The organism is Arthrobacter sp. CJ23 (genome assembly GCF_024741795.1).
Lineage (GTDB): Bacteria > Actinomycetota > Actinomycetes > Actinomycetales > Micrococcaceae > Arthrobacter.
The window spans coordinates 989,224-1,002,320 of the sequence record NZ_CP102950.1; the positions used below are offsets into that span (position 1 = coordinate 989,224).

A 13,097-nucleotide genomic window follows, 5' to 3' on the forward strand; every position below is an offset into this window, starting at 1 on the left:
CCGTGGACCTGTTTGAATATCAGGCGCGCGATATGTTCGAAGCGCACGGTGTACCCGTGCTCGCCGGCATCGTGGCGCACACTCCTGAAGAAGCAAAGGCAGCTGCCGAGAAGATCGGCGGCGTTACTGTCGTAAAGGCACAGGTTAAGGTCGGTGGCCGCGGCAAGGCTGGCGGCGTCAAGGTTGCCAAGACCGCCGAAGAGGCGCTTGAGCACTCCACCAACATCCTGGGCATGGACATCAAGGGCCACACCGTCAACAAGGTGATGATTGCCCAGGGTGCTGACATCGCTGAGGAATTCTACTTCTCGGTCCTGCTGGACCGCGCCAACCGCAACTACCTGGCCATGTGCTCGGTGGAAGGCGGCATGGAGATCGAGCAGCTCGCTGTTGAGCGCCCCGAGGCCCTGGCCAAGATCTCCATCGACCCGGCCGTCGGCATCGACCAGGCCAAGGCCGACGAAATCGTTGCCGCTGCAGGTTTCGCAGAGGAACTGCGCGGCAAGGTTGCCGACGTCATCCTGAAGCTGTGGGACGTCTTCAAGAAGGAAGACGCAACCCTGGTTGAGGTCAACCCGTTGGTCCGCACCGGAGCAGGCGACATCGTTGCCCTCGACGGCAAGGTCTCCCTCGACGAGAACGCCGACTTCCGCCACGTCCACCACGCCGAGCTGGAGGACAAGGACGCAGCTGACCCGCTCGAGGCCAAGGCCAAGGCGCAGGACCTCAACTACGTGAAGCTGGACGGCGAAGTGGGCATCATCGGCAACGGCGCCGGTCTTGTCATGTCCACTCTCGACGTCGTTGCTTACGCCGGCGAGAACCACGGCAACGTGAAGCCCGCCAACTTCCTGGACATCGGCGGTGGAGCTTCCGCTGAGGTCATGGCCGCAGGCCTGGACGTCATCCTGGGCGACGAGCAGGTCAAGAGCGTTTTCGTGAACGTTTTCGGTGGCATCACTGCGTGTGACGCCGTTGCCAAGGGCATCGTCGGCGCACTGGCCGAGCTCGGTTCCTCCGCGAACAAGCCGCTGGTTGTCCGCCTCGACGGCAACAACGTCGAAGAAGGCCGCCGCATCCTGGCCGAGGCCAACCACCCGCTGGTGACCCTGGCAGCAACCATGGACGAGGGCGCCGACAAGGCCGCCGAGCTCGCCAACGCAGCGAAGTAAGGGACTCGAAAATGAGCATTTACCTGAACAAGGACTCCAAGGTCATCGTCCAGGGCATCACCGGCGGCGAAGGCACCAAGCACACCGCCCTGATGCTCAAGGCCGGCACCAACATCGTCGGCGGCGTCAACGCCCGCAAGGCCGGCACCACGGTGCTGCACGGCGACAAGGAAATCAACGTCTTCGGCACCGTCAAGGAAGCCATCGCCGAAACCGGCGCGGACGTCTCCATCGTCTTCGTTCCCCCGGCATTCACCAAGGACGCCGTTGTGGAAGCCATCGAAGCAGGCATCGGCCTCGTCGTGGTCATCACCGAAGGCGTGCCGGTCCAGGACTCCGCTGAGTTCTGGGCACTGGCCCAGTCCAAGGTGGACGCTGACGGCAAGCAGATCACCCGCATCATCGGGCCGAACTGCCCCGGCATCATCACCCCGGGTGAAGCCCTGGTCGGCATCACCCCGGCGAACATCACGGGCAAGGGCCCCATCGGCCTGGTTTCCAAGTCCGGTACCCTGACCTACCAGATGATGTACGAACTGCGCGACCTCGGCTTCTCCACCGCCATCGGCATCGGCGGCGACCCGGTCATCGGCACCACGCACATCGACGCCCTGGCTGCGTTCGAAGCCGACCCGGAGACCAAGGCCATCGTCATGATCGGCGAAATCGGCGGTGACGCTGAAGAGCGCGCAGCCGACTTCATCAAGGCCAACGTCACCAAGCCGGTTGTCGGCTACGTGGCCGGCTTCACCGCCCCGGAGGGCAAGACCATGGGCCACGCAGGCGCCATCGTCTCCGGCTCCGCCGGTACGGCCCAGGCCAAGAAGGAAGCCCTCGAAGCCGCAGGCGTGAAGGTCGGCAAGACGCCGTCCGAGACCGCCAAGCTGCTCCGCGAAGTCTTCGCAGCACTCTAAGCACAAGCAACGCGGGGTCACTTCCGGCCCATTCCACCCTGTGGGATGGGCCGGAAGTGACCCCGCGTTGTTGTTTAACTAGCGCCCAGTCCGCTCCCAAACTTCGCTGCGCTCAGTTCGGGGCCCTCGCGTACTAGCGCCCAGTCCGCTCCCAAACTTCGCTGCGCTCAGTTCGGGGCCCTCGCGTACTAGCGCCCAGTCCGCTCCCAAACTTCGCTGCGCTCAGTTCGGGGCCCTCGCGTACTAGGCTTAGCCGGTGATAGATCCGTATTTCGTGTCCCGGCAGCGCTTCATCGCCGCCCCCGCCGCCGACATTTTCGAAGTGCTCGCCCGGCCGGCCCTGCACAGCGTGATTGATGGTTCCAACACGGTGAAGAGCGTCCGGCCCAATGGCCCCGCGAGGCTTGGCCCCGGCGCCGTGTTCGGCATGGACATGAACATGAAGATCGACTACAAAATGACCAACACGGTCTGCGAGTTCGAGGAAGGCCGGCGGATCGCCTGGCAGCACTTCGGCAAGCATATCTGGCGTTACGTCCTGGAACCGGCCGACGGCGGCACCCTGGTTACCGAGGAATGGGACGCCCGCGAGGTACCCACCCGCCTGGTCATGCGCCTGCTTGGCTACGCCCGGCGGAACACGGCCAGCATCGACCGCACGCTGGAGAAGCTGGACGCCCACCTGAGCGGGACGCCCAGCCTCTAGGCGGGACTCGTCGGCGCCTGCTCGGCGCCGCGATTCAGACGGAGGGGATTCAGGCGGCGGGCGCCTGTGCGATCCGGACCATGTTGCCTGAGGGGTCGCGGAAGGCGCAGTCACGCGGGCCCCAGGGCTGGTCGATCGGTTCCTGGAGGACCTCGGCGCCAGCGGCGCGCAGGGTTTCGAAGGTGGCATCGACGTTGTCGGAGCGGAAAACGAACATCGGCAGGACGCCCTTGGTGAGGAGTTCCTGCAGCGCGTCTCCGTCCGCCTTCGAGCGGCCCGCGTGAGGCACTGAAAGCACGATCTCGAGCCCGGGCTGGGCGTCGCTGCCGAGCGTGACCCAGCGGAACCCGCCCGAGGCCACATCGTTGCTCACTTTGAGGCCGAGCGCGTCGCCGTAGAAGGCGATCGACTCGTCGACGTCGTTGACGGTGATATTGCAGTACTGGAGTTCGATTGTCATAACCGAGACTCTAGCGCCGAGGCTTCCCCGGCCGCTTCTCCAATCCTGCTCGATCCGTTCCGGACCGGGCGCGTGTGCGTCTTCGCCACACAGGCGGGCATGGCCTTGACCGCGTCGTGTTCGCGTGCCCTGTAGGCGGTGGGGGTTTCCCCGACGATCTCGGTGAACCGCGAGCTGAACGACCCGAGGGACGTACAGCCCACAGCCATGCACGCGTCCGTGACGCTCACACCCGCGCGCAGCAGTGCCATGGCGCGCTCGATCCTTCGGGTCATCAGGTAGCTGTATGGGGTCTCGCCGTAGGCCGCGCGGAACTGGCGCGAGAAGTGCGCGGGTGACATGAGCGCCTCGCCGGCCATGGTGGGGACGTCGAGCGGTTCCGCGTACTCGCGGTCGATCAGGTCCTTGGCGCGGCGCAGGCACGCGAGGTTCTCCAGATCCTGCGGGGTCATGATCCCACCGTAACATCCGGCGCATCGGACGTCAGGAGTCTTGTGGACCATTTTCAATCTTTGTTAGGATGTCAGGACAAACTATCAAGGAGAGAATTCATGCCCCTCGTCCGCATCGATGTCAACCAGGGCCGCTCCAGTGAACAGCTCGGCGAGCTGAGCCGCCGGATCCATGAGGCGGTCCTCGCCGAATATGGCATTCCCGCGCGCGACTACTTCCATATCGTCACCGAACACCCCCGGGGGCAGATCGTCGCCCAGGATGCCGGGCTTGGCTTCGAGCGGACCCCAGGCGTGGTCATGATCCAGATCTTTACCCAAGGTGGCCGCAGCCAGGAGGCCAAGCAGTCCCTGTATACGGCCATTGCCGCAGCGCTTGGGGAGATCGGCGTGGCTGGCGAAGACGTCTTCATTGGCTATGTCGAAAACACCGCCAACGACTGGTCGTTCGGCTTCGGCCGCGCCCAGTACCTTACCGGCGAGCTGGCCATCCCGCGCAAGTAGCCGGTTCCGGCGCGCGGATACGGGGGGTCTGTGGCGATCCCGGGATATGCCGCGTGTCATGTTGTAAATATGTCAGTACAAACCTTTGACAGGACATGAATTCTGGTGCAAAGTAGGGATGTGGCCCCGCTCACGCGGGGGCCGCCCCGGCACCGGGCCAAGGCCCGCACAGAGGTACAGAGTCTCAACAGAAAGGTCCACGATTACCGTGACCCACGAACTGCTCACGATCGGGCGCATCAGTGTTGATATCTACCCGAACGATATTGGGGTGGACCTCGAGGACGTGCAGTCCTTTGGCAAGTATCTCGGCGGTTCCCCGTCCAACGTGGCCGTTGCCGCGGCCCGCCACGGCCGGCGCGCCGGCGTGATCACCCGGACCGGGGACGACGCTTTCGGCACCTACCTGCACCGCGAGCTGCACAAATTCAATGTGGATGACACCTTCGTCACCCCGGTCAAAGAGTGGCCCACGGCGGTGACCTTCTGTGCGATCAAGCCGCCGGAGGACTTCCCGCTCTACTTCTACGGCCGTTTCCCCACGGCACCGGACCTGCAGATCAAGGCCGCTGAGCTGGACCTGGACGCCATCCGGGACGCCGGAATCTTCTGGTCCACCGTGACCGGGCTCTGCCAGGAACCCAGCCGCGGGGCGCACCTGGCCGCCCACGAGGCCCGTCCGCGCACCGGCCTCAAGGACGGCCAGTTCACCATCCTGGACCTGGATTACCGCCCCATGTTCTGGGCTTCCGAGGAGGAAGCCCAGGCCGGGGTCGCGAAGATCCTCCCGCACGTCACGGTCGCCATCGGCAATGACAAAGAATGTGCCGTCGCGGTCGGCGAGGGAACGCCCGATGAGCAGGCGGACCGCCTGCTGGCCGCCGGCGTCGAGATCGCCGTCGTCAAGCTCGGCCCCGAAGGCGTGATGGCAAAGACCCGCACGGAGCGCGTGGTTTCGGCCCCCGTCCCGGTGGAAACCGTCAACGGCCTGGGTGCCGGAGACTCCTTCGGCGGGGCCTTCTGCCATGGCCTGCTCTCCGGCTGGCCGCTGGCGCAGGTCCTCGACTATGCCAACGCCGCCGGCGCCATCGTCGCCTCGCGCCTTTCCTGTGCCGATGCCATGCCGACGCCGGAGGAAGTCACCTCGCTGCTGGCCGAACGAGGCCGCCTGGTCCCGGCCCTGGCCGGAGCCCTGGCAGCCGCCAACACGACACTTTCCCACGCAGCAGTTTCAGAAGGAGCAACATCGTGAGCCTCAACGAGGATCCCCGCCGCTACGAGCACCTGAGTGCCCTCCGACTGGAAGATCCGGAGGCCGTGGCCCGCGCGGCGGCCGGCCGCCGCCACCACCCGGGGCTGAAGTACGGTGTGCAGAACTTCATCGTCGCTGCCGACCATCCGGCCCGCGGTGCCCTGGCCGTCGGGAACGACCCCGTGGCCATGGCCGACCGCCTGGATCTGCTTGACCGCCTGCAGATCGCCCTGGCCAACCCCGCCGTGGACGGCGTCCTTGCCTCGCCGGACATCATGGATGACCTTCTCCTGCTCGGTGCGCTGGAAGGCAAGCTGGTCTTCGGTTCGATGAACCGCGGCGGCCTCTCCGGGCTCGTCAACGAAATCGACGACCGCTTTACCGGCCACACGGCCGCAGCACTGGAGGCACTGGGCGCCGACGGCGGCAAGATGTTGACCCGCATCTGCCTCGGCGACCCGGACACCGCCTCCGCGCTGGAAGCCACGGCAAAGGCCGTCGACTCCCTGGCCGCACGCAAGCTCATCGCCATGGTGGAACCGTTCCTGTCCGTGTGGGAGAACGGTCGAGTCCGCAACGACCTCAGCCCTGACGGCGTCATCAAGTCCATCGCGATCGCCCAGGGCCTGGGCTCCACCAGCGCCTACACCTGGATGAAGCTGCCCGTGGTGGCCGAGATGGAACGCGTCATGGCCGCCACCACACTGCCCACCGTGCTCCTCGGCGGGGACCCGGACGGTACCCAGGACGAGGTCTTCGCCAGCTGGCAGGCTGCGCTGTCCCTGCCCGGAGTCCAAGGCCTCACCGTCGGCCGGACGTTGCTGTACCCGCAGGACGGCGACGTGGCCGGTGCCGTTGCCACGGCAGCCTCCCTGCTCAAGACCCCTGCGCTGCAGTCGACAGTGAAAGTATCGGAGTAACTCATGGCAACACGCAGAATGACAGTGGCCCAGGCTGTGGTCGAGTACCTGTCCAAGCAGTACACGGTGGACCGCATCGGCACCGAGGACTACCGCGAACGCCTGATTCCGGGCACGTTCGGCATCTTCGGCCACGGCAACGTTGCCGGCGTCGGGCAGGCCCTCAAGCAGTACCAGCACGCGGATCCCACGATCATGCCGTACTACCAGGGCCGCAACGAGCAGGCCCAGGTGCACCAGGCGGTCGGCTACGCCCGGCACACCCGCCGCCGCCAGACCTTCGCCATCAGCACCTCGATCGGCCCGGGTTCCTCGAACCTGCTCACCGGCGCGGCGCTGGCCACCACCAACCGCCTGCCGGTGCTGCTGCTTCCCAGCGACACCTTCGCCACCCGCGCCGCGGACCCCGTGCTGCAGCAGCTCGAACAGCCCTACGCGTACGACATCACCGTCAACGACGCCTTCCGACCGCTGTCCAAGTTCTTCGACCGGGTGTCCCGCCCGGAGCAGTTGTTCTCGGCGTTCCACCATGGCCTGCGGGTCCTGACGGATCCGGCCGAAACCGGCGCCGTCACCATCTCGCTGCCCCAGGATGTCCAGGCCGAGGCCTTCGACGTCCCGGAGGAGTTCCTGGCTGAGCGCGAGTGGCGCATCCGCCGCCCGGAGGCCGACGACGAGGACATCCGCCGCGCCGCCGAGGCCATCCGCGCCGCGAAGCGCCCGCTGATCATCGCCGGCGGCGGCGTGCTGTATGCCTACGCGAACGAGGAACTGGCGAAGTTCGCCGAGCTGACGGGCATCCCGGTGGGCAACACGCAGGCCGGCGTCGGTGTCCTGCCGTGGGACCACAAGTTCTCGCTCGGGGCGATCGGCTCCACGGGCACCACTGCGGCCAACGCCATCGCGGCGGACGCGGACCTGATCATCGGCATCGGCACCCGCTACGAGGACTTCACCACGGCGTCGCGCACGGCATTCCAAAACCCGGACGTCCGCTTCATCAACATCAACGTTGCCCCGATCGACGCCTACAAGCATGGCACCTCCCTGCCGATCGTTGCCGATGCCCGCAAGGCCCTGGTCAAGCTGAACCAGGCTTTGGGCGGGTACCGGGTAGGCGGGGACCTCGAAACGAGGATCGCTGCGGAGAAGAAGCGCTGGAACGCGATCGTCGACGAAGCCTTCGACACCCGCCACACGCCGCTGCCGGCACAGAACGAGATCATCGGTGCCACGAACAAGGCAATGGACGACCAGGACGTTGTCATCTGCGCCGCCGGTTCCCTGCCGGGTGACCTGCACAAGATGTGGCGCGTCCGTGACCCGTTCGGCTACCACGTGGAATACGCGTACTCCTGCATGGGCTATGAAATCCCCGGCGGCCTGGGCGTGAAGCGCGCGGCGCTGGCCGAAGCCGCCGCCGGCGGCCCGGACCGGGACGTGGTGGTCATGGTGGGGGACGGCTCCTACCTGATGATGCACACCGAACTGGTCACCGCCGTCGCCGAACGCATCAAGCTGATCGTGGTCCTCATCCAGAACCACGGCTACGCCTCCATCGGCTCGCTCTCCGAATCGCTCGGCTCGCAGCGTTTCGGCACGCAGTACCGCGTGCTGGACAAGGACCAGCACAGCTTCGACGCCGGCGAGAACCTGCCGGTGGACCTGGCCCTGAATGCCGAAAGCCTCGGCGCGAAGGTCATCCGGATCGAACCGGGGGAGAACGTCATCCAGGCTCTCGGCGCTGCCCTCAAGGAAGCCAAGGCGGCCCCGAAAGACAGCGGCCCGATCGTCATCCACATCGAGTCCGATCCCCTGCTGGACGCGCCCAGCTCCGAGTCCTGGTGGGACGTCCCCGTCTCCCAGGTTTCCGAACTGGAATCCACCCAGCAGGCCTTCAAGACGTACACCGACCACAAAAACCGCCAGCGCAAGCTGCTCGGCTAGACACACCCCAGCCCGCAAAGCTACCGAAGAGGACGCACATGTCGACGACGACCACACTGACCACCATCAAGCACTTCATCAACGGTGTTGAAACCGCCGGCACCGGCGACCGCAGCCAGCCCGTCTACAACCCGGCCACTGGCCAGGCTTCGGCTGAACTGCGCCTGGCCAACCGGGCGGACCTGGACGCCACCGTCGCCGCGGCCCGCGCCGCCGCCGACTCCTGGGGCGACATTTCCCTGGCCAAGCGCACCGCCGTGCTGTTCAAGTTCCGCGAACTCGTGGCCGCCCACGTGGACGAACTCGCCGCCCTCATCACTGCCGAGCACGGCAAGGTCCTCTCCGATGCCAAGGGCGAGATCGGCCGTGGCCTGGAGGTCATCGAGTTCGCCTGCGGCATCCCTCAGCTGCTCAAGGGCGAGTACTCGGACCAGGTCTCCACCGGGATCGACGTGTTCTCCTTCCGCGAGCCCCTCGGCGTGGTTGCCGGCATCACGCCGTTCAACTTCCCGGTCATGGTGCCGCTCTGGATGGCCCCGATGGCCATTGCCGCCGGTAACGCCTTCATCCTCAAGCCTTCCGAGCGCGACCCTTCCGCCTCGATGCTGCTCGCCAAACTGTGGAAGCAGGCCGGCCTCCCGGACGGCGTGTTCCAGGTCCTGCACGGCGACAAGGAAACCGTGGAAGGCCTCCTGACCCACCCGGACGTGGACGGCATCTCCTTCGTCGGCTCCACCCCGATCGCCCAGTACGTCCACGAGACCGCCACCAAGCACGGCAAGCGGGTCCAGGCCCTGGGCGGCGCGAAGAACCACGCCATCGTCCTGCCCGACGCCGATCTCGACAACGCTGCCGACCACCTGGCCGCCGCGGCCTTCGGCTCCGCCGGCGAACGCTGCATGGCGATCTCCGTTGCGGTCGCCGTCGGCGATGCCGCAGAGCTGCTGGTCAAGAAGGTCCAGGAGCGCGCCCTGGCCGTGAAGGTCAAGAACGGCATCGAGCCCGACGCCGACATGGGTCCGGTCATCACGCCCGCCTCCAAGGAACGCATCGTGCGGATCGTCACCGAGGCGGAAGCCGCCGGCGCCGCCATGGTGGTGGACGGCCGCGAGCTGGTGGTCCCCGGCCACGAGGAAGGCTTCTGGGTCGGCCCCACGGTGATCGACCACGTCACCGCCGAGATGAGCGCGTACACCGAGGAGATCTTCGGTCCCGTCCTGGTGGTGGTCCGCGTGGAAGACCTCGACGCCGGGATCAAGCTCATCAACTCCAACCCCTACGGCAACGGCACTGCCATCTTCACCTCCTCCGGCGCGGCAGCACGGAAGTTCCAGCGCTCCGTGGACGTGGGCATGATCGGCATCAACGTGCCCCTGCCCGTGCCCGTGGCGTACCACTCCTTCGGCGGCTGGAAGGCCTCCCTCTTCGGCGACAAGCACATCTACGGCCCCGAAGGCGTCTCCTTCTACACCCGCGGCAAGGTCATCACCTCCCGCTGGCCCGAAGCCACCCACGCCTCCGGCGCCTCCTACAACTTCCCCTCCAACTGACCACGTCCCAAGAAAGAAAAAGCTGTCATGACTGACGTCGAGAACAAGCTCATCATCGGAACCGCCCCGGACTCCTGGGGTGTGTGGTTCGCCGATGACCCCAAGCAGACTCCGTGGGAGCGCTTCCTGGACGAGGTGGCCGAATCCGGCTACAAGTGGATCGAGCTGGGTCCGTACGGCTACCTGCCGAACGATCCCACCCGGCTTGCGGAGGAGCTCAAGGCCCGCGATCTGAAGGTCACGGCCGGAACGGTCTTCACGGCCTTCCACCGCGGCGCGGGGCAGTACGAGGAAGCCTGGGAACCTGCCCGCAAGGTGGCCGAGCTGACGGCCGCCATGGGCGGCGAACACATCGTGGTCATCCCGGCGATGTGGCGGGACGATGTCACAGGCGAGGCCGTGGAGAACGGCGAACTGAGCGAGGAACAGTGGGCCGACCTCTTCGCCGGGCACAACCGCATGGGCAAGGTCCTGTTGGAAGACTTCGGCCTGCACCAGCAGTTCCATTCCCACGCGGACTCGCACGTGGGCGCCCAGCAGGACATCGAAACCCTGCTGGCGGCGACGGATCCGCAGTACCTGAACCTTTGCCTGGACACAGGCCACGCGGAATACTGCGGGGCCTCCAGCCTGGAGCTCATCAAGAACTACCCGGAACGCATCGGCTACCTGCACCTCAAGCAGATCAACCCGGAGATCCTCGCCGAGGTCAACGAAAAGAACATGACGTGGGCTGCCGCCAACCTGGCCGGCGTCATGACAGAGCCGCCCAATGGCCTCCCGGACCTGCGCGCCGTCATCGAAGCGGTGGAGGGACTCAACCGGCCGGTCTTTGGCATCGTGGAACAGGACATGTATCCGGTAGCCTTCGACGTGCCGATGCCCATCGCCAAGCGAACCCGCAACTACCTGCTCTCCTGCGGCTCCCGCACGCGGGTCCAGTAGCCCGCGTCAGCCAGCCCCAAAGACTCTAAGGACAGAATAAATGACTGACATTCTCCGCGTCGCCGTCATCGGCGCAGGCCGCATGGGCGCCGACCACATCAAGCGCCTCAGCACGCGCATCCACGGCGCTGAAGTAGCCGCCGTCGTCGACGTCGACCTCGCCCGCGCGCAGGCCGCCATCGAAGGGATCGACGGCGCCGTGGCGCTGGCCAGCGCCGATGAGGCGCTCAACAACGGCGACGTCAACGCCGTGCTGATCGCCACCCCGGGCTTCCTCCACGAGGAAATCCTCTACAAGGCACTCGAGAAGGACTTCCCCATCCTCTGCGAGAAGCCGCTCACCCCGGACGCCGAGAGCGCCTGGAAAGTGGTCCAGGCCGAGACGGCCCTCGGCCACAAGCGCATCCAGGTCGGCTTCATGCGCCGCTTCGACGCCGAATACGCCGCCCTGGGCTCCGTGATCCGCGACGGCGAGCTCGGCGAGCTGCTCATGCTCCACCACCAGCACCGCAACCCGAGCACCCCCGAGGGCTTCACCAACGAGATGCTCATCAACGACTCCGTGGTGCACGAATTCGACGCCGTCCGCTTCTTCACCGGTGAGGAAATCACCTCCGTGCAGGTCCGCTTGGGCAAGGCAACGCGCAGCGCCCCGAACGGCCAGCACGATCCACAGCACGTGTTGCTCGAAACCGAATCCGGTGTCCTGGCCGACGTCGAGATCTACGTCAACGCCAAGTTCGGCTACGAGGTAGCCACCCAGGCCTCGTTCGAGGACGGCATCGTGAACATCGGCGGCGACGGCGGCCCGTACATCCGCACCTCAGGCCGCTGGGGTGGCAAGGTCACGCCCGGGTTCGAGGACCGCTTCGGTGCGGCGTACGACGTCGAGGTCCAGGCCTGGGCGGACGCGGCCCGCCGCGGCGAAATCGGCGGCCCCACCGCCTGGGACGGCTACGCCACCGCAGCCTGCTGCGAGGCCGGCGTCGAGGCCCAGAAGTCGGGCGAAAAGGTCGCGGTCCAGCTCAACACCAAGCCGGACCTCTACAACTAATCACCAAGGAGTGACCATGAAAATCGCCCTGGACCCCACCCCGTTCCACCACAGCCACAGCCTGCTGGAATTTCCGCGCGTCGCCGCCGATCTCGGGTACAAATACCTGCAGCTCACTCCGCATGCGGACATGATCCCCTTCTACAACCACCCCAAGGCCGACGACGAACTCGTGGCCCAGATGAACAAGGCCTGCAAGGACGCCGGCGTCGAAATCGCCTCCGTCCTTCCCGTGCTGCGCTGGTCCGGGCCGGACGAGGACGCCCGCGAAGCAGCCGTGCGCTACTGGAAGCGCGCCATCCAGATTGCCGTGGACCTGGGCGTCAGCACCATGAACACCGAGTTCAGCGGCCGCCCCGAAAAGGCCGAGGAATCAGAACGCGCCTTCTACCGCTCCATGGAGGAACTGCTGCCGATCATCGAACGCGAAGGTCTGGACGTGCTGATCGACCCCCACCCGGACGACTTCGTCGAAGACGGCCTGGCCGCCATCCGCGTCATCCGTGGCGTCAATTCGCCCAACATCGGAATGGTCTACGTGGCCTCGCACTCCTTCCACATGGGCAACAAGCCCCTGGAGATCATGCGTGCGGCGGGGGACAAGCTTCGCCTGGTCCACGTCTCGGACACCATGGACCACCACGCCTCCCACGGCCTGCGCTACATCACCAACCCGCCCGGAAACGCCGTGCGGGTGCACCAGCACCTGAAGATCGGCGACGGCGACGTCAACTGGGACGAGTTCTTCGGCGGGCTCAAGGAAATCGGCTTCCTGGACAAGGACAACACCGTGATGGTGTCCAGCGTGTTCGCCGAGGACGAGAACGCCGAGGACGTGTCCCGCTACCAGCTGGAGACCATGTCCAAGTACGTGGCCAAGGTCCAGTAGCGGGGGCAGCGCAAGAGCGCCCGACGCCGGCCGGCGTCGGGCGCTTGCTTGTCTCGGCCAGAACGCGCGCAGCGGCCGCGTCCGGGGCAAAGGGCTTGTCGGCCACCACGTGGACACCGGCCGCGACGGCTTCCAGGACCAGGTCCTGGCGGGTGTGCGGCGGGGTGGTGATGGTTACGGCGTCCACGCCGGCGTGGAGCATTTCGGCAAGGCTCCCGTAGACCGGCAGTCCGGGGAAGTCCGCCTCGGCCAGAGCCCTCTTCACTTCCGAACGGGCCACTATGCCCACGAGTTCGACCGCCCTCGGCGGCTTCAATGAACGGGGCATGGAA

The 13,097-nt window shown here is 66.2% G+C and carries 13 protein-coding genes and 1 pseudogene; 11 read left to right on the top strand and 3 right to left on the bottom strand.

The features are described 5' to 3' along the window. The first annotated feature begins 2 nt into the window (after window positions 1-2). From sucC to NVV90_RS04520, 3 genes are all read left to right on the top strand, one after another. Complete coding sequence (gene sucC / locus NVV90_RS04510; protein ID WP_258439997.1) at window positions 3-1,172, top strand: ADP-forming succinate--CoA ligase subunit beta; 1,170 nt, start codon at window positions 3-5, stop codon at window positions 1,170-1,172. Window positions 1,173-1,183: 11 nt separating this feature from the next. Next, complete coding sequence (gene sucD / locus NVV90_RS04515) at window positions 1,184-2,086, top strand: succinate--CoA ligase subunit alpha (protein WP_258439998.1); 903 nt, start codon at window positions 1,184-1,186, stop codon at window positions 2,084-2,086. A gap of 256 nt (window positions 2,087-2,342) precedes the next feature. Then, a complete protein-coding gene (locus NVV90_RS04520) occupies window positions 2,343-2,792 on the top strand; it encodes an SRPBCC family protein (protein ID WP_258439999.1) in 450 nt (149 codons plus the stop codon). A gap of 49 nt (window positions 2,793-2,841) precedes the next feature. Here the strand turns inward: NVV90_RS04520 and NVV90_RS04525 are convergent, their stop codons facing one another. Together NVV90_RS04525 and NVV90_RS04530 are read right to left on the bottom strand one after the other, a co-directional pair. Continuing rightward, complete coding sequence (locus tag NVV90_RS04525) at window positions 2,842-3,252, bottom strand: VOC family protein (RefSeq protein ID WP_258440000.1); 411 nt, start codon at window positions 3,250-3,252, stop codon at window positions 2,842-2,844. After that, the gene (locus tag NVV90_RS04530) at window positions 3,249-3,704 is read right to left on the bottom strand and encodes a helix-turn-helix transcriptional regulator (RefSeq protein WP_258440001.1); all 456 of its coding nucleotides are present in this window, start codon (window positions 3,702-3,704) and stop codon (window positions 3,249-3,251) included. The genes NVV90_RS04525 and NVV90_RS04530 overlap by 4 nt, the downstream gene beginning before the upstream one ends. 99 nt (window positions 3,705-3,803) lie before the next feature. Here NVV90_RS04530 and NVV90_RS04535 point away from each other — a divergent pair, with 99 nt between their 5' ends. The 8 genes from NVV90_RS04535 (at window position 3,804) to NVV90_RS04570 (ending at window position 12,765) form a co-directional block, all read left to right on the top strand. Beyond that, complete coding sequence (locus tag NVV90_RS04535) at window positions 3,804-4,208, top strand: tautomerase family protein (protein WP_258440002.1); 405 nt, start codon at window positions 3,804-3,806, stop codon at window positions 4,206-4,208. A gap of 208 nt (window positions 4,209-4,416) precedes the next feature. Continuing rightward, a complete protein-coding gene (gene iolC, locus NVV90_RS04540; protein ID WP_258440003.1) occupies window positions 4,417-5,460 on the top strand; it encodes a 5-dehydro-2-deoxygluconokinase in 1,044 nt (347 codons plus the stop codon). Continuing rightward, a complete protein-coding gene (locus NVV90_RS04545) occupies window positions 5,457-6,380 on the top strand; it encodes a deoxyribose-phosphate aldolase (protein WP_258440004.1) in 924 nt (307 codons plus the stop codon). The genes iolC and NVV90_RS04545 overlap by 4 nt, the downstream gene beginning before the upstream one ends. 18 nt (window positions 6,381-6,398) lie before the next feature. Then, window positions 6,399-8,327: a 3D-(3,5/4)-trihydroxycyclohexane-1,2-dione acylhydrolase (decyclizing) gene (iolD, locus tag NVV90_RS04550; RefSeq protein ID WP_258441070.1), complete on the top strand. Its 1,929-nt coding sequence runs from the start codon at window positions 6,399-6,401 to the stop codon at window positions 8,325-8,327. Window positions 8,328-8,365: 38 nt separating this feature from the next. Beyond that, window positions 8,366-9,877: a CoA-acylating methylmalonate-semialdehyde dehydrogenase gene (locus tag NVV90_RS04555; protein ID WP_258440005.1), complete on the top strand. Its 1,512-nt coding sequence runs from the start codon at window positions 8,366-8,368 to the stop codon at window positions 9,875-9,877. A 27-nt stretch (window positions 9,878-9,904) separates the two neighbouring features. Then, window positions 9,905-10,822 (top strand): sugar phosphate isomerase/epimerase, encoded by a 918-nt coding sequence (locus tag NVV90_RS04560; RefSeq protein ID WP_258440006.1) that lies wholly within the window; start codon window positions 9,905-9,907, stop codon window positions 10,820-10,822. A 40-nt stretch (window positions 10,823-10,862) separates the two neighbouring features. Beyond that, window positions 10,863-11,876: a Gfo/Idh/MocA family protein gene (locus NVV90_RS04565; RefSeq protein ID WP_258440007.1), complete on the top strand. Its 1,014-nt coding sequence runs from the start codon at window positions 10,863-10,865 to the stop codon at window positions 11,874-11,876. Window positions 11,877-11,892: 16 nt separating this feature from the next. Then, window positions 11,893-12,765, top strand: a complete 873-nt coding sequence (locus tag NVV90_RS04570) for a sugar phosphate isomerase/epimerase (RefSeq protein WP_258440008.1) — start codon at window positions 11,893-11,895, stop codon at window positions 12,763-12,765. Window positions 12,766-12,868: 103 nt separating this feature from the next. Here the strand turns inward: NVV90_RS04570 and NVV90_RS04575 are convergent. Further along, window positions 12,869-13,093: pseudogene (locus tag NVV90_RS04575) on the bottom strand (Gfo/Idh/MocA family oxidoreductase); the annotation flags it as partial. Window positions 13,094-13,097: the final 4 nt, after the last annotated feature.